General features: G+C 38.4%; 15 protein-coding genes. 5 read left to right on the top strand and 10 right to left on the bottom strand.

All coding sequences use genetic code 11. From position 1 onward, the window contains the following. Positions 1–341: 341 nt before the first annotated feature. From ACQKEZ_RS08085 to ACQKEZ_RS08040, 10 genes are all read right to left on the bottom strand, one after another. On the bottom strand, positions 342–1,211 hold the full coding sequence (locus ACQKEZ_RS08085) for an NADH dehydrogenase FAD-containing subunit (protein ID WP_427299790.1): 870 nt from the start codon (positions 1,209–1,211) through the stop codon (positions 342–344). 643 nt (positions 1,212–1,854) lie between these two features. Then, positions 1,855–2,772 (bottom strand): ribose ABC transporter substrate-binding protein RbsB, encoded by a 918-nt coding sequence (rbsB, locus tag ACQKEZ_RS08080; RefSeq protein ID WP_427299789.1) that lies wholly within the window; start codon positions 2,770–2,772, stop codon positions 1,855–1,857. A gap of 13 nt (positions 2,773–2,785) precedes the next feature. Next, complete coding sequence (gene rbsC / locus ACQKEZ_RS08075) at positions 2,786–3,739, bottom strand: ribose ABC transporter permease RbsC (protein WP_427299788.1); 954 nt, start codon at positions 3,737–3,739, stop codon at positions 2,786–2,788. A 1-nt stretch (position 3,740) separates the two neighbouring features. After that, complete coding sequence (locus ACQKEZ_RS08070) at positions 3,741–5,222, bottom strand: sugar ABC transporter ATP-binding protein (protein ID WP_427299787.1); 1,482 nt, start codon at positions 5,220–5,222, stop codon at positions 3,741–3,743. Positions 5,223–5,237: 15 nt separating this feature from the next. Next, positions 5,238–5,633 carry a D-ribose pyranase gene (gene rbsD / locus ACQKEZ_RS08065; protein WP_427299786.1) on the bottom strand — a complete coding sequence of 132 codons (396 nt, stop codon included), beginning with the start codon at positions 5,631–5,633 and terminating at the stop codon, positions 5,238–5,240. Further along, on the bottom strand, positions 5,630–6,511 hold the full coding sequence (rbsK, locus tag ACQKEZ_RS08060) for a ribokinase (RefSeq protein ID WP_427299785.1): 882 nt from the start codon (positions 6,509–6,511) through the stop codon (positions 5,630–5,632). The genes rbsD and rbsK overlap by 4 nt, the downstream gene beginning before the upstream one ends. Next, a complete protein-coding gene (locus ACQKEZ_RS08055; RefSeq protein ID WP_427299784.1) occupies positions 6,504–7,493 on the bottom strand; it encodes a LacI family DNA-binding transcriptional regulator in 990 nt (329 codons plus the stop codon). The genes rbsK and ACQKEZ_RS08055 overlap by 8 nt, the downstream gene beginning before the upstream one ends. Positions 7,494–7,621: 128 nt before the next feature. After that, a complete protein-coding gene (locus ACQKEZ_RS08050; RefSeq protein ID WP_427299783.1) occupies positions 7,622–8,761 on the bottom strand; it encodes a Ger(x)C family spore germination protein in 1,140 nt (379 codons plus the stop codon). After that, positions 8,751–9,854, bottom strand: a complete 1,104-nt coding sequence (locus ACQKEZ_RS08045) for a GerAB/ArcD/ProY family transporter (protein WP_427299782.1) — start codon at positions 9,852–9,854, stop codon at positions 8,751–8,753. Before ACQKEZ_RS08045 ends, ACQKEZ_RS08050 begins: the two co-directional genes overlap by 11 nt. Beyond that, positions 9,844–11,325, bottom strand: a complete 1,482-nt coding sequence (locus ACQKEZ_RS08040; protein WP_427299781.1) for a spore germination protein — start codon at positions 11,323–11,325, stop codon at positions 9,844–9,846. Before ACQKEZ_RS08040 ends, ACQKEZ_RS08045 begins: the two co-directional genes overlap by 11 nt. Positions 11,326–12,071: 746 nt before the next feature. Between ACQKEZ_RS08040 and pgsB the strand changes: the two genes are divergently transcribed. The 5 genes from pgsB to ACQKEZ_RS08015 all read left to right on the top strand — a co-directional run bounded on the left by pgsB (position 12,072) and on the right by ACQKEZ_RS08015 (position 16,404). Continuing rightward, entirely contained in the window at positions 12,072–13,253 is a 1,182-nt protein-coding gene (pgsB, locus tag ACQKEZ_RS08035; RefSeq protein ID WP_427299780.1) for a poly-gamma-glutamate synthase PgsB, read from the top strand. A 15-nt stretch (positions 13,254–13,268) separates the two neighbouring features. Further along, on the top strand, positions 13,269–13,718 hold the full coding sequence (gene pgsC, locus ACQKEZ_RS08030) for a poly-gamma-glutamate biosynthesis protein PgsC (RefSeq protein WP_353854388.1): 450 nt from the start codon (positions 13,269–13,271) through the stop codon (positions 13,716–13,718). An 18-nt stretch (positions 13,719–13,736) separates the two neighbouring features. Next, positions 13,737–14,912: a CapA family protein gene (locus tag ACQKEZ_RS08025; RefSeq protein ID WP_427300519.1), complete on the top strand. Its 1,176-nt coding sequence runs from the start codon at positions 13,737–13,739 to the stop codon at positions 14,910–14,912. Then, positions 14,899–15,069 carry a hypothetical protein gene (locus ACQKEZ_RS08020; RefSeq protein ID WP_427299779.1) on the top strand — a complete coding sequence of 57 codons (171 nt, stop codon included), beginning with the start codon at positions 14,899–14,901 and terminating at the stop codon, positions 15,067–15,069. Before ACQKEZ_RS08025 ends, ACQKEZ_RS08020 begins: the two co-directional genes overlap by 14 nt. 114 nt (positions 15,070–15,183) lie before the next feature. After that, positions 15,184–16,404, top strand: coding sequence for a C40 family peptidase (locus ACQKEZ_RS08015; RefSeq protein WP_427299778.1), 1,221 nt, complete (start codon positions 15,184–15,186; stop codon positions 16,402–16,404). The last annotated feature ends 3 nt before the right edge of the window (positions 16,405–16,407 follow it).

The raw sequence follows: 16,407 nt of genomic DNA, 5'->3' as shown, positions 1-16,407 counted from the left end.
TATATATCGCAACTGCCCATAAGCATAATATAGAAGAATATAAAAATGAATATCCAAAAATCATATTGATCTTATAAAATACGATTTGTTTTCTTGATGAGAATCGTCTTAAGATCATCCATTCATTCATTTGAAAAGATGTTGACGTAGCCAGGATAATCATAAATAGCGGACCAAATGAAAAATCATATCTAAAAAAAAGCAGAATATCTGTAAAGTTAGAAAATGTTGCGGTGCTAAATGATGAAATCGGGACAACCGACATGCTTAAAATGACAATAAACAAACTAATGGATAAGAAGAATCTTTTACGTTCTCTTTTTAAATCTATAAAAACGTAATTAAATTGCGTCAGAATGTTTTTTCACCCCTATGATATAAATGACTGATGTGACCAGCATTCCAATAATAAAATCAATATAAAAAGGAGAATAAGATAGATTGTTTATCGGCTGTCTTGGGTCTAAAAAATTAAACGGATCGATAAAAACCGTACCTATCATACTGCATATAAGCCATATTCCTAAGTAAAGGAGAAGCGGTGTGAAAAGCACAATGTATCTATTTTTTAAAAATAGCGAAACAGCTAGTCCAAAACATACATACATCCCTGCGTACATAGCACCTAATAAATAATATACACAAATGTACAAATATGGGGATTTAGCTAATATATTCGAAAATAAGTCCATTTTATGTCCATCAAATACATTATCAGCAAACGCTGCGGTACCATGCATCACTTTTTGGTAGACATCCGTATATGCCGTGAAATTCCACTGTCCTATTAAAAGATTAGACAAAACAAGTCCTAATATTAAAGGAAATAAAAATAGAATGACAGCAGTAAAATAAGTGAATATAAACTTCTTACTATAATATTTCAATCTGCTTTCTTTCGTTAGGATGTAGTTGATGTATCCTGAATTCTTTTCCTTAAAAATTGTATCAACAACGGGAATTCCAACAATTAGAGGAAAAACAAAATAAAAAAACGAAGAAAAAAAAGAATCAGATAACCCCATCCAGTTTTGATGCGCTGATAACATTGCAATAGCATCAGGAAAATCACTATATAAACGGGTATACAATGAATGGTCTGCTTGATATTGAAAATAACCAGCTATTGCATTACCTAAAGCAATCAAAAATAATATGAATAATACAATGTATAACAATTTATTCTTCAATAATTTTCTTAATTCGGACATAAACTTATCTCCTCTTAATTATGAAAGACAATACGAACGTCACTAAAGTCGTATTGTCTCCTTTTTAATTATTTATAGTCTGGATTCCAAGATCCTGAAACATTCACACCGTGAATTGTCCAATTAGAGGTTTGTGCACCCGCTTTTATTGTCTTTCCTTGAGCACTATAATCTACAGTGAAGTTACGTCTATCATTCTTTACTTGTGCTATACCACCGATACTCAGTCATAAAGTGGACACTTCTCTCCTAATTCTCTGTAGTGTATATGGTAATTTATTCTCAGTCAACAATATTTTTCATCATTAAGTTTTATTTAAAGTAATGATATTTACTTTTTTATTTTTAAAACAAATATTTGTAAAAAGTCCATTGCAACTGATATGATATGCTCTCTTAAAAGTAGACAGAAGAAATTAAAACTGGAGAGAGTTTATATGCCTAAAAAATGGTTTTCAAAAAATGAGAGAATGAACATTTGAAGTCATTTTGAGGAAACATGTAGGGAGCTTCAACGTAATATCGTTAAACCTTTACAATGATGATTGACTACAAGAAAAATGAAACGGCTTTAGCCCGAATACAGGGCTAAAGCCGTTTCAACTATTTTATTTATTTGCTCTGTCAATTGGACAGTCTGCATTTATTTCTTTTGCTCTAGTTTTAATGGAGCAGCAATATTTTTTTCAACTTTTTTGCCAGTTAGTACATCATTTGCAGCACGGACTGCTAGTTGGCCGATGAGTTCTGGCTGCTGTGCCACTGTGGCAGAGAGCTTGCCAGCTTTAATGGAGCTGATTGCATCTTCATTTCCATCGAAGCCTACAACGAGAACGTCTTTGCCAGAGCTTTGAATGGCTTCTAAAGCACCAAGTGCCATTTCATCATTATGGGCAAAAACTGCTTGGATGTCAGGATTTCCTTGTAGAAGGTTTTCCATGACATTTAAGCCTTTTGTTCGATCGAAATCGGCTGCTTGTTTTGCCACAACATCTAAGTCTTTATCTGCGATCTGATGGAAGCCTTTTCCACGTTCACGTGTAGCGGAAGCTCCTGGGACACCTTCTAGTTCTGCGACTTTTGCCTCTTTGCCAAGCTTGTCGATGATAAAGTCAGCTGCCATCTCGCCACCTTTGATATTGTCTGATGCAACGAGCGCTTCGACTTTCCCACTTTCGGCTGAGCGGTCGAGGGTAACAACTGGAATATCTGATGCATTTGCCGATTCGACAGCTGTGGAAATGGCTGATGAATCAGCAGGGTTAATGAGCAGCGCATCTACCCCTTGTTGAATTAAATCTTCTACATCACTTGTTTGTTTTGCTGAATCGTTTTGTGCATCAGCAATCACAACTTCGATACCAAGCTTTTTCGCTTCTTTGGTTACCCCATTTTTCATGGATACGAAAAATGGATTGTTTAAGGTTGAAACAGAAAGACCAATTTTAAAATCCTTCTTTTTGCCTTGTTTCGATGATTTCGCCCATTGTGGTGGTTCAAGCGAGCAGGCAGAGAGCATAAACAATGATAGAGTCAGGATGAGAATAAGATATTTTTTCATAGAAGCCGCCTCCTTATGCTGATTTCTTTCTGTCTAAAAGGACGGCAATGAGAATGACGACCCCTTTTACGACAGATTGATAAAATGATGATACGGTAAGCAGGTTCATTCCGTTATTTAAAACACCAATAATGAGAACCCCTATAAGTGTGCCGACAATTCGTCCTCTTCCGCCAGATAGACTTGTCCCGCCAAGGACAACTGCGGCAATGGCATCAAGCTCGTATGATGTACCTGCTGTCGGCTGCGCCGAGTTTAAACGAGAGGTAAGAATAGCGCCAGCAAGAGCTGACATCAATCCAGCTAAAGAATAAATCATTATTTTGACACGTGGCACTTTAATGCCTGAAATGAGAGCTGCTTTTTCATTTCCACCGATTGCATATGTTCTTCTGCCGAACGGTGTTTTGTGTAAAATCACCCATAGGATGATAAATGTGATCAGCATCGTTATAGCTGGGACGGGGATGCCTAAGAAATAGCCACGCCCAAATAGTTGAAATGCATAGTTTGAACCAAGACCAGTAATAGGATTCCCATCTGTATAGACGAGTGTAAGTCCTCTGAAAATTGTCATAGTTGCGAGTGTTGCAATAAAAGGTGCCATTTTACCTTTTGTGATTAAAAGACCGTTTATCATGCCAAGAAATGCACCGATGATACAGCCGACGATCATCGCTAAAATTGGGTCCATACCAGAGACGATAAACCCTGCTGAAAGTGCACTTGAGAGTGCTAGAATAGCTCCAACAGACAGGTCAATTCCTCCTGTTAAAATAACGAAAGTCATACCAAAGGCGATTAAAGCGTTAATCGAGATTTGTCTAAGTAGATTCAAAATATTTAATGGCTCTAAAAATGCCGGATTTAAAATGGAAACGATGGCAACAAGAATGATTAGTCCAAGGAATGGTCCAAGCTTCTGCATGATGTTGTCAAAGCGTCCGTTTGATGTGAGTGGTTTCATGTTACTTCCCTCCTGTAGCTAGTGTCATAATACGTTCTTGTGTCGCTTCTTTTCCGTCAATTTCGCCACCGATTGCTCCTTCATGAATAACAAGGACACGATCACTCATCCCAAGAATTTCAGGTAATTCAGATGACACCATGACAATGGCAACGCCGCGATCTGTTAGCTCATTCATTAAGTTGTAAATTTCGCGTTTCGCTCCGACGTCGACACCTCTTGTTGGTTCATCTAAGATGAGTACTTTAGGACCGATTCCAATCCATTTAGCGATGACGACCTTTTGCTGATTACCACCAGATAAGTTTCGTGCCGATGTTTCTGAGGAGGCTGTTTTAATCGTCAGCCGTTTAATGAGAAGATCGACAAACTTCTGTTCAGTGTTCTTATCTATCATCCCTTTTGGTGAAAAGCTTTCTAAATTCGGCAGACCAATATTTTCACGAATAGATGCATCTAGAATAAGTCCTTCATCCTTGCGATCCTCAGTAATAAATCCAATTCCAAGCTTGACTGCATCGTTTGGTTTTTTGATGGACGCTTTTTTACCATGTACCCAGATCTCCCCATTATCAAGGGTATCCAGTCCAAAGAGAGCACGCATAATTTCTGTACGTCCAGCTCCCATGAGTCCAGCTACTCCGACGATTTCGCCTGCTCTTACTGAAAACTGAATATCGTGGAATACGCCTTTTTTTGTTGCATTCTTTATCTCTAAGACGACTTCACCATAGGAGGGAGTGCGTTCTGGATAGCGGTCGGTCAACTCTCTGCCAACCATTTTTTTGACGACTTCGTTAAAATTTGTTTCAGGAATTGCTTTTGTATCAACGGTTTTTCCATCTCGCATAATGGTGATACGGTCACAGATTGTGAAAATCTCTTCCATTCTGTGTGAAATGTAAACGATGGATACGCCTTGTTTTTTTAATGATTCAATGACGTGGAAAAGCTTTTCAATTTCTCTGTCAGTGAGTGCAGCTGTTGGTTCATCCATGATGATGACCTTTGCATCGGTCATTAAGGCTTTGGCAATTTCAATCATTTGCTTTTGACCAACTGAGCACGTGCCTGCTTCTTGATCAAGTGAAAGGTTCACTGACAGACGATCTAGCTGTTCTTTTGCGAGTGAATTCATTTTCTTTGTATCAAGAATGCCAAACTTAGAATAAATCTCTTTGCCGATAAATAGGTTTTCAAGAACAGTCATGTTTGGCCAAATATTCATCTCTTGATGAATGAAGGCAATGCCGTTTTCTTCAGCCTCTTTCGGGTCTTTGAAAGCGGTTTCTTTTCCGTCGATTTTCATCGATCCTTGATCTACTTTATGAAGTCCTGTTAATAGGTTCATAAGTGTTGATTTTCCAGCGCCATTTTCACCCATGAGTGCATGTACTTCTCCTGTCACGAGGTCAAAGGAGACCCCGGAGAGAACGTTGTTATTTCCAAATGCTTTATGGATGTTACGCATTTCAATGTTCATATCAGGTTCCTCCTTTTAAAAAATCACACCGGCATGAAGGATGCAGTTAGCATAAGGTGTCGCTTCACCTGTCCGTATGATGGCCTTTGCCCCTTTAGTCAGTTCTTTAAATGACTCGTGATCCACATCTTCAATCTTTTGATTTAAAAACGTTTTCTTTAAAAACGCATGTTCACGTTCATTTGCCTCTTTAATTTCTGTCGCGATGGTTACTTTTTCGACTTCCATTTCATGAAACAGAAGGGAAGTCACTTCCTGAAAGGATGGTGTGCCTATTGATAAAGCGAGATCAATTTTTGTAGGTCCTTCCGGTATTGGGAGACCACAGTCTGCGATGACCACTGTGTCTGTATGGCCTAAATCTGCAAGTACTTTTGCAATATGACTATTTAATATGCCGTTTTTTTTCATGATGTTGTTCTCTCCAATTCTTCTCTTGAGGGCATACCACCTTGTGCACCAAATTTTGTAACAGAAATGGATGCTGCTAGGTTCGCAAATGAGAGGGCTTCAAACAATGGTTTGCCTTCTGTTAGTGCAACCGCTAATGCACCGTTAAATGTGTCTCCAGCACCTGTAGTATCAACTGCTTGAACCGGAAATCCAGGGACGAGGACTTCTTTTTCTCCATCAAAATATCTGACACCGCTCTTACCTTCTGTAATCAAAAGCTTGTTTGGGTATAGGCGAAGTGCTTCCGCTGGTGATAATCCTTGAAAGATAAGTGCTGCTTCATGCTCATTAGGCGTTAAGTAAGCCGCCTGATGAAGGACTTCTTGTTTTACCTCACGTGCGGGTGCTGGGTTTAAAATGACTGGAATATTTCTTTTTGTACAAAGTGTACACACAGCTTCGACAGTTTCTTCTGGGATTTCTTGTTGAATCAGTACAATATCTGCATTCTTGATTGATGTGAGCGCTTCTTTGACATAGTCTGGTGTGACTTCATCGTTTGCTCCTTTTACAACAACAATGCTGTTATCACCTTCAGCTAGGATGATATGGGCGGTACCGCTTTCCATTTCGGTAACCGGTTTCATATAGTCTGTGTTTACCCCTTGATCCTGTAAATTTTGAAGAATCTCTTGTCCGTACGAATCGTCACCAATTCTGCCTACCATATATACATCTGCACCAAGCCTTGCACTTGCTACTGCTTGGTTTGCTCCTTTTCCACCAGGGACTGTTTTGAATGACTCTCCAAGTACAGTCTCCCCGGCATTCGGACGCTTGCTTGAAGTGACAACAAGATCCATCGAACAGCTTCCTATTACAACGATTTTACTCATTTGAATCCACCTTTCTAGTCGTCTCTCTTTCAATAAAGGAGACGGGCATTTGTATGACAGTATTTTCTACAGGTTGATTTTGAATCAAATTGATTAACAATTTGGCGGCTTCTTTCCCCATTTCATAGGCAGGCTGCCGTATGGTTGAAAGGGAAGGATACAATAGCTCACTTTGTGGAATATCATCAAATCCGATGATTTGTAATTCTTCAGGTATATGTTTACCTAGACGAAGCGCTTCATTCATCACTGCTGCTGCGACTATATCATTGCTTGCAATAATACCATCTGTCTCTGGATACGCTTTGAATAGGTCTGTTGCACTTTTTCGTGCTTCTTGAAAGGAAAAAGAAGCAGTAGAAATGACTTGGAAGTCTGTTCCTTTTTCACCGAGGACATCTAGTGCACCTTTAAAACGTTGTTGAGCTGTTTGAAGATGTGTTGGTCCTTTTAATAAGGTGATTTTACGGCTACCACGCTTGATCAGCTCTAGTGCTGCCATTTTTCCACCAGTTTTTGCATCAGCAAATACGGATGGAGCATTCGGTACAGTTCGATCGAGAAAGACGACTGGCAAATCATGTTCATTGTACATGGCTGCCTCTGGTTCATTGGTGGCAGCAATGACACCGACGACTTGATTTTGTTTAAACGTTTGTAGGTAGGCTAGCTCTTTTTCTCTATTTTCGTCACTATTTCCAAACAATAATCGGAAGCCATGTGCATGAATTTCATCTTCGACTCCTCTTGCCAACTGTGGGAAAAAGGGGTTGGTGATATCAGGCAATAGCAAACCAATTAATCGTGATTCTCTTTTGAAAAGGGATCTTGCCACTTCATTGGGGAAGTAGTTGAGCTGCTGCATTGCTTCTGTCACACGTGTTCTTGTATCTTCATGTACATAACCCGTATCATTGAGCACGCGTGATACAGTGGCGACAGATACATTCGCCGCCTTTGCGACATCTTTTATTGTGGCCAATGGAGTGCCTCCCTTCCTCTGAATATTAAAAATGTGTAACCGTTTACACAAATAGGTTATCACGAAATAAGTCACTTGACAATCTTAAAAAAATAAAAAAAGAAAAGAAAGATTTTCACTTTCCTTTCTTAACTAATAATCCCAGTTTGTGTGATGTTTACTTTGATGTTAGGGATGATCTTGACGTTTGGATAATCGTTCACCCAATTCATTTTCATATACTCATCATAGTGTTGGACACGGTATTTTCTTCCGAGGCTCAGCACATCAGAGTTTGACTGCTGTATGACAGAGATCACTTTTTCCGCTTCCTTTGTCAGAATGGCAGATAGGCGTCTGTTTAATTCGTCGACCTTCTTGGCAGTATCTAAATTGTCTTTCGGATATTCAATGACAGACATATTGAACTTGAAGTCAATGCCGATTTTTACATTGCGATGATCGGGATTAATAAAACGAATGTCACGTTTTGATTTGGTTACTTGCACGGTGATGTAATTATTCTCCTTTGCTTTCATATCATTTCTAACCTTTTTAGTGAAATTTGCATATTTATCCAGTTTATTATCCATGACATTTAAAAGAATCGCATCCTGCCCATAAAGCTCACCTGTTTTTTTTTCGTTATTAAATAAAGCGACACCTGCAATTTTAACCAGTTTTTTAGATTGATCAAATTGAATTAAAGGAAGGGAGAAATCCTCACCTGTTTGTAACATTTTTGAACGTATGCTTTGAATATTACCAGGAGAGACCTGTGAAGCCCTTGAGGCAGTGGTAATTAGATTGTTTAAATAGTCACTGACGACCAGCTGTTCTTTTATTAGTTTATCGATTACATCAAAACTTGTCCCGCCTTTGACAACAGCTAGATTTGCTAGTAAAGGACTTTTTGGATCTCGGTAAAACATATCTAAGTAGGGAAGGATGCTAATCTCCGAAAACTCCTCCCCAATAAGCAGAACCCTCATTTTTGACATATCAATTTTTTGATCAATCATATGACTTAAGTTCGTTCTTGCTTTTCTTAATGTAGGAGCTTCTGTTGTTAAAACAGATGTCACATAACTACCTGTATTTCCTTGTTCCATGCTTTGTGTCTGTTGTACTTTTCGATACGTAATGGATACCTTCACATTGTTATCCTCACCCCGATCGATGGCAGATGTCAGGACGAGCGAAATATTTTTTAATAAGTTTTGATCCCAACAGCCAGTAAGAGAGAGGGAGAGGCACATGACTAAGATGAGAACAAATTTATGTCGCATGTGATTTCCCCTTTCCTTTTCTTTTTACTAGCACAATGATAGACATAAAAATAGGGAGCGTATAGATAAAAGAATATTGGGCGATCGTTGTAAATTCGTTGAAGTGTTCAATACGTGTATTGTCAGTCGATAAATAGCAGCTGACCGCATATATCACAATTGCAAATAGGTAAACAATTGTTTTGTGATGGTTTTTATGATTTTTCTTAATAAGTGTCCCTACACCTTTTGCAGCAAAGTGTAGATAATTTCCGAGTATTGCCAATATAGCTAAAACCCAAAAGCTTAGAAATATCAGGTCTGTTCTTTCAATCACTCCAAAGGACAGCGTTTTCAGTAAATAGATGACAGGGGTTGGAATGATATTGAGTTCCTTTGGACTAAAAAACATAAAACAAATGAGTGTCACAAACAAATAGTATAAGGTGGTGAAAATATTGGCAATCGTCATAACGTGATATTTGCTTTTTATCGATCCTTTCACAATCGGTGAGATAATGAGGATCATTTCAAAACCATTCATGGATAGAACCACATCTTTCAAACTAGTGCTAAGTTCGGAGGTATCTATTTGAAAAAAAGGTCTCAGATAATCAATGTTTGTCCCCTTTAACGCATAGAGCATAAGTAAGGACAAAATGATTAGCACAGGTGTCAAGATAAAATTAAATCGAACAATTGCCATGATTTTCTCTTTAGCAATATAAATAGCAGTGAAAATTAACAACAGATTAATGACCCAGTTAGGAGTTAACTGAAGTACCCAAATATCTAAAATTCTTGTGAAAGTGGATAAGACAATGATGCAAACAGAAGCGAAATACAGTGAGTACAGCACACACAAGAAACGGCCAATCATTTTCCCGAATACATCAATTAATGCATCGAAAAAAGAAATGTCTGGATATTTGTAGATGATGTAAAGAAAAATGGTGTTAAAGATTTGAATGAAAAAGCCACCAAGGATAATAGCAACCCAGCCATCGTGCCCCATATCTTTCATGAGTAGATGAGGAAGTGAAAGAACACCGACACCAATTTGCGATTGGATAATAAAAAAGACAGCTTGAAGTGGCGATAGTTTATTTTTCATTTTTCTTTTTCCACCCTCTAAGGTCTTCAATTTGTCCTTGTTTTTGCGGATTTAAATAGACAGGTCGTTTTTTATAGAGCCACATGGGCAGTCGGATAATTGTATCCTTTAAGTCTTGCCAATTGAATGGTGCAATGGGTGATAAGTACGGAACACCAAGGGATTCTAATCGGCACAGGTTCATTAAAATAATTCCAAGTCCAAAAGAGATACCGATAAAACCAAACATAGAAGCTATAAACATCAACGGAAAGCGAAGCATTCGAATGGTTGAAGTCATTTCAAATGAAGGAAGGACAAAAGAAGCGACCGCCGTTACTGCTACGACGATAACAAGTACATTTGAAATGAGTCCTGCTTTCACAACCGCATCCCCAATCACTAAACCACCTACAATTCCAATCGTTTGTCCAATTGGTTTTGGAAGTCTTATTCCTGCCTCACGAATGAGTTCAATCGTGACTTCCATAATCATTGCTTCAATCAATGGTGGAAAAGGAATCCCTATAATGGAATTTTTCATGGTTATTGCCAGTTCATCTGGAATCACTTCGTAATGGAAACCGATCACCGCAATATAAAATGATGGAAGGATGACGGCAATGATACAGGCAAGACAGCGAAGTACCCGAATAAAAGTAGCCGGAATCCAGCGGCTATTGTAATCATCAGGTGATTGAAAAAAACTAAAAAAGGTAATAGGTAATATAATAGCCATTGGACTGCCATCCATTAATAGCGCAATCCTGCCCTCAATGATTGCTGATCTTACCTTGTCCGGTCGTTCTGTATCAATGAGCTGTGGAAAAATAGAAAATGAGTCGTCTTCAATCGCTTCAGCAATCGAACCTGGACTAAGCAGTGTATCAACCTTAATACAAGAAAGTCGGAATTTTAATTCTTTCACTTTTTCGGGATCGACAACATCTGAGATATAAATCATGGCAACTTTTGTTTCGGATTTGGTTCCAATACTATGGTAATGAATTGCGAGGTTCCGATCACTTATGTGAGAACGTAAGACATAAATATTCGTATCTAAGCTTTCAACAAAACCATCATGGGCACCCATAATGTTGCTCTCAGATTGTGGTTCTGAAATGGATCGAAGTGGGGGCTGACCTACGACAAATAATTTAAGTTGTGCCGATTTTTCCTCAAGAAATGCAATGTTTCCTGCAATAATACCGTTTGTAATAAGGGATAGGTCACCGGTCTCCACACTGCTTAGCGATTTAGTATATTCTCCTTTTGTAGATTCATCTAATAAATTCCCAATGATAAAATCATTTAATTTGCCTTCATCTATTCTTGTTTTGATAAAAAACAAAGCAGATTTCGTTTCATTCACCATCAACTCTCGGTATTGAAAGTCCTCACTTTTTTCAAAAACATGCTTTAAAATCCTTATCTTTTCTTCAAAACTTCCAGATAAGAAGTGTAGACGTGTCTGTTCATTAGAAGTTGGCATCAACAGCCTCCTCTCACAGTGTATTTAATGATAGTGTGAGCTGACTGAATGATTTTATTCGTGATCTTTAAGCAAAGAAGTGACATCTCCAGACATTTTTCAACTAAATTCACATTATAAATGTTAAGAAATCATGAACATTTATAAAAACAAATGAACATTGTTTCATTGTTTAGGACATATGAAGTGATTTATGTGAAGTTCAAGTGAACCTAAAATCACATTTTTTTCCGTTTAATCCCAAATTTTCATGACCTGAAAATAAGCAAATTGCTTGATTTTTCTGAAGGTGACAAAGGTCGTGGGTCAGTTAGTAGCTTTATGACGTATGAGGATGACTTTATAACCTGATTCTTCGAAAAATGAAATAATTCTAAAACACGCATTATTTCTTTAAAGCGTTGATACGACTGATTCCAAGAGAAAATGGTTCGCTAAAACATTGATTTAAAATACATCTTATTAATTGTCGAAAAATTTAGGGAGAAAAGGACAAAAGATTTTTCAATGCTTGATGGTAACGCTTTCTCTTTCAGAGTGAAGAGAATCATGGTGAATTTTGTCCGTCTTTGTACCTTTCTATTTGCCAATCAGATAGGCAAATAAGCCTTATGATTAGAGGATTTTGGCATATGAGTCACCGAAAGATTATGTTACATAATACCGATTGTGATTTTATGCTGAACAGATATACTGTTGATTGAATTTACATATCACACTCACAAAAAAAGGAGATGTAGATAGCGATGTGGTTAATCGTTATAGCCTGTGTCATCATGTTAGGGATTGGCTTTATTGAAAAGAAGCGTCATCAGAAAAATATCGATGCCCTGCCGGTGCGCGTCAATATTAATGGTATTCGTGGCAAATCCACCGTTACACGATTGACAACCGGTATTTTAATGGAGGCGGGTTATAAAACTGTCGGCAAAACAACAGGAACGGATGCAAGAATGATTTATTGGGATACGCCAGAAGAGAAACCGATTAAAAGGAAACCGCAAGGACCAAATATCGGAGAGCAGAAAGAAGTCATGAGAGAAACAGTTGAAAGAGGAGCGAATGCAATCGTCAGTGAATGTATGGCGGTAAATCCAGATTATCAAATTATCTTTCAGGAAGAATTACTTCAGGCGAATATTGGCGTGATCGTAAACGTTCTTGAAGATCACATGGATGTCATGGGGCCGACACTTGATGAAATAGCAGAAGCTTTTACAGCAACAATTCCTTATAATGGTCACCTGGTTATTACGGATAGTGAATATACTGATTTCTTTAAAGAGATTGCAAAGAAACGTAATACAGAGGTTATTGTCGCAGATAATTCCAAGATTTCTGATGAGTATTTACGGAAATTTGAATACATGGTCTTTCCAGATAATGCTTCGCTTGCACTTGGCGTGGCACAAGCGCTTGGAATTGATGAAGACACAGCATTTAGAGGCATGTTAAATGCACCGCCTGATCCAGGAGCAATGAGAATTCTCCCGCTCATGGATGCCAAAACACCAGGACATTTTGTCAACGGATTCGCGGCAAATGACGCAGCATCTACATTGAATATTTGGAAGCGTGTGAAAGAAATAGGTTACCCAACAGATGAACCAATTATTATCATGAATTGTCGTGCTGACCGTGTAGACAGGACGATTCAATTCGCAGAGGACGTACTTCCTTATATTGAAGCAAGTGATTTAGTTTTGATTGGTGAAACAACAGATCCAATTGTCAAAGCATATGAGGAAGGTAAAATTCCGGCTGACCACTTACACAACCTTGAATATCAATCAACAGAACAAATTATGAGCATGCTTGAGAAGCAGCTACATAATCGAGTGGTATATGGAGTCGGCAATATTCATGGCGCTGCCGAACCTTTAATTGAAAAAATTCAAGAATATAAAATTAAGCAGCTTGTCAGCTAGGAGGAAGTTAAGAAAATGTTCGGATCAGATCTTTATATCTCACTAATATTAGGTGTTCTACTCAGTTTAATCTTTGCAGAAAAGACAGGGATCGTACCAGCTGGTCTTGTTGTACCTGGATATCTTGCACTTGTGTTCAATCAACCAGTATTTATTTTGATCGTGTTATCAGTCAGCTTGCTTACGTATGTCATTGTTCGATTCGGCTTATCAAAATTTATGATTTTGTACGGACGCAGAAAGTTTGCTGCGATGCTTATTACAGGGATTGCCCTAAAGCTCATATTTGATTTCTTTTATCCGATCGTTCCTTTTGAAATTGCAGAATTTCGTGGAATTGGTATCATCGTGCCCGGATTAATCGCAAACACAATCCAAAAGCAAGGTCTTACCATTACCCTTGGAAGTACATTATTACTTAGTGGTGCGACATTTGCCATCATGTATGTTTACTATCTATTTTAAGATAAGGTGTGTCCAATGATGAATAAAAAACTAAGCTTTCAGGAAAAGCTGCTGAAAATGACCAAGAACCAAAAGAAAAAGACAAATAAACATGTATTGATTGCGTTACCAATTGTGATTGCTTGTACGTTTCTCTTTACTTTTATCGGGAAAGCACAAGTACCAACTGTCGAAAAGAATCCAGAAAACGTCCTGACCGCTTCATTTGTCGGAGACATCATGCTTGGAAGAAATGTAGAGAAAGTCACCGATCGCTATGGAAAACAACATCTCTTTCAATATGCGAAACCATTTTTTGATGTATCTGATTATGTGACTGGCAACTTCGAACACCCTATTGCAACAGACCATGAACAGGCCGCAGAAAAGAACATTCATTTGAAAACGGACAAGCAATCTATTGAAGCCTTAAAAGACTTGAATTTTTCCGTCTTAAATTTTGCTAATAACCATGCAGCAGATTACGGAGAAAAAGGTCTTAATCGAACACTTGACGCATTTGAAGACTCAGGCTTGGACTTTACAGGTGCTGGACGTGACCTCCAAGATGCGAAACAACAAATTTCGTATAAAGATGTCAATGGTGTGAAAATCGCAACACTTGGCTTTACAGATGTATATGGAAAAGGGTTTAAAGCAACCAACCGTCAGGCGGGTATATTGCCAGCAGATCCGTCCATCTTTATTCCGATGATTTCACAGGCTGCTGAAAAAGCAGATCTAGTAGTTGTTCATGCACACTGGGGACAAGAGTATGACAATGAAGTCAATGATAGACAACGAGAGCTAGCAAAAGCGATGTCAAATGCAGGGGCAGACATTATCATTGGTGCACATCCACACGTACTTGAACCAATGGAAATGTATAATGGGACAGCGATTTTCTATAGTTTAGGTAACTTTATCTTTGATCAAGGTTGGTCTAGAACTCGTGACTCAGCACTTGTTCAATATCACCTCACTGAAGAGGGGAAAGCAACTTTCGAAGTGGTGCCGATGTATATTAAAGAAGCGACACCAGCTCCTTTAAAAACGGGTTCACTTGAGCAAAAATCTATTATCCGTCAGTTGACCAACGGAACCAATATCGATTGGAAAGAAAAAGACGGACACATTTTCTTTGAAGTCGATCATTCTGATAAAATTAAAAATTTGAAAGAACACGGAGTGAAAAAAACAAATGAAAATCATTAAAGCAAGCTGGCCGTTCGTTGCCTTAATTTTAGTGTTTGTGTTTATGTCTGCTTTCAAATTCAGTGATAGTTTAACAGATCAAGAAAAACAGAAAATTTCGGTTGAAATGCAAAAAATTGAGCAACAAAAACAATCCGAAGCGGATGCAAGTAAATAACAGCGATTCAAGCTGAAATGAGCACGCCTTGCGTGTTCTTTTTTTGTGAGAAAAATGATGTAAGATATTGGTGAAACGGTCGAAACTAAAAGGGGAAGGAGGAGATAAAAACAAATGAAAACAAAACTTTGGTTCATCGGAGGGCTTGCTTTGTTATGTTTGTTCGCTATGCCTCATGTTCAAGCCTCTGCAAAAATACTCTCGCTCAAAGAGCAAGCGGAAGCGCTAATTGGTACACCTTATGAAAAGGGAGGAACAGACCCTAAAAACGGCTTTGATTCATCTGGTTTTATTCAATATCTATTTAAACATGCAAAAGCGGTCGATCTACCGCGTAAAGTTGTGGATCAGCATCAACTTGGAGAAAGGGTTTCGTTAAATGAGGCAGAGCCCGGTGATCTGGTCTATTTCCGTAGTCTTGAAGAAAAAAAGGACACTCCCATCCATGTAGCGTTATATATCGGAAATCAGCAGATCATTCATACAACACTGTCTAAAGGAGTAATTGTGACGGATTTAAGCCAGAGCACTTATTGGAAAGAGCGTTATGATGTGACAAAACGTCTTCCTACGACCCAAAGGACGTCAAATGAAAAGATTGTCAAAGATGCGATGACCTATCTTGGTATTCCCTATGTATTTGGTTCAGCAGATCCAAAGGGCGGTTTTGATTGTTCTGGGTTTTTACAGTATGTATTTGGGCAGTCATTAGGTATTTATTTACCAAGAAGTGCACAGCAACAATGGATGGTCGGAGAAAAAGTCAACATGAAGAATATTCGCCCAGGTGATTTTATTTTCTTTAGCAATACGTACAAACAAGGTATTTCACATGTTGGCATGTATGTTGGTGATAATCGATTTATTCATGCGAGTCGATCAGAAAGTGTGACCATTTCTTATTTGTCAGAATCGTACTGGCGTGAAAAATTCACAGGTGTAAAGCGATTGACAGGATTGAAGTTAGCAAAACAAAATCCAGTCGTGTCAGAAGCCGCAATGTTCTTGGGTGAAGTGTGTTATGTCAAAGGTGGTACTACGCCAAAAGAGGGGTTTGACACAGCCGGATTTACACAATATGTGTATAAAAAAGCTCTTGGGATTGAATTGCCTCGCTATGCGGCAGGACAGTTAAAAGCAGGTACTACGGTGGGCAGAGAAGAACTGAAACCAGGTGATCTTGTCTTTTTTAGTGGGAGCTATTTGACACCAGCCATCTATGCTGGGGCTGGTCAGGTCATCCAAATGACAATTTCAAATGGTGTGGTGATTACGAATATGAATACAAGCACTTATTGGAAAGATAAATATGAGACTGCTGTTAGAGTGAAATAAAAG

This window comes from Bacillus sp. NPDC077027 (genome assembly GCF_050269555.1).
Lineage (GTDB): Bacteria > Bacillota > Bacilli > Bacillales > Bacillaceae > Bacillus.
Note: the sequence above shows the minus strand (reverse complement) of the source record. Positions and strands in the feature narration are given on the sequence as shown.

What these genes read in the sequence shown, in the direction of transcription:
- ACQKEZ_RS08050 (WP_427299783.1), bottom strand. Translation starts at nt 8,761, where the DNA reads ATGCGACATAAATTTGTTCTCATCTTAGTCATGTGCCTCTCCCTCTCT.
- rbsD (WP_427299786.1), bottom strand. Translation starts at nt 5,633, where the DNA reads ATGAAAAAAAACGGCATATTAAATAGTCATATTGCAAAAGTACTTGCA.
- pgsC (WP_353854388.1), top strand. Translation starts at nt 13,269, where the DNA reads ATGTTCGGATCAGATCTTTATATCTCACTAATATTAGGTGTTCTACTC.
- rbsB (WP_427299789.1), bottom strand. Translation starts at nt 2,772, where the DNA reads ATGAAAAAATATCTTATTCTCATCCTGACTCTATCATTGTTTATGCTC.
- ACQKEZ_RS08025 (WP_427300519.1), top strand. Translation starts at nt 13,737, where the DNA reads ATGAATAAAAAACTAAGCTTTCAGGAAAAGCTGCTGAAAATGACCAAG.
- pgsB (WP_427299780.1), top strand. Translation starts at nt 12,072, where the DNA reads ATGTGGTTAATCGTTATAGCCTGTGTCATCATGTTAGGGATTGGCTTT.
- ACQKEZ_RS08040 (WP_427299781.1), bottom strand. Translation starts at nt 11,325, where the DNA reads ATGCCAACTTCTAATGAACAGACACGTCTACACTTCTTATCTGGAAGT.
- ACQKEZ_RS08020 (WP_427299779.1), top strand. Translation starts at nt 14,899, where the DNA reads ATGAAAATCATTAAAGCAAGCTGGCCGTTCGTTGCCTTAATTTTAGTG.
- ACQKEZ_RS08015 (WP_427299778.1), top strand. Translation starts at nt 15,184, where the DNA reads ATGAAAACAAAACTTTGGTTCATCGGAGGGCTTGCTTTGTTATGTTTG.
- rbsK (WP_427299785.1), bottom strand. Translation starts at nt 6,511, where the DNA reads ATGAGTAAAATCGTTGTAATAGGAAGCTGTTCGATGGATCTTGTTGTC.
- ACQKEZ_RS08045 (WP_427299782.1), bottom strand. Translation starts at nt 9,854, where the DNA reads ATGAAAAATAAACTATCGCCACTTCAAGCTGTCTTTTTTATTATCCAA.
- rbsC (WP_427299788.1), bottom strand. Translation starts at nt 3,739, where the DNA reads ATGAAACCACTCACATCAAACGGACGCTTTGACAACATCATGCAGAAG.
- ACQKEZ_RS08070 (WP_427299787.1), bottom strand. Translation starts at nt 5,222, where the DNA reads ATGAACATTGAAATGCGTAACATCCATAAAGCATTTGGAAATAACAAC.
- ACQKEZ_RS08085 (WP_427299790.1), bottom strand. Translation starts at nt 1,211, where the DNA reads ATGTCCGAATTAAGAAAATTATTGAAGAATAAATTGTTATACATTGTA.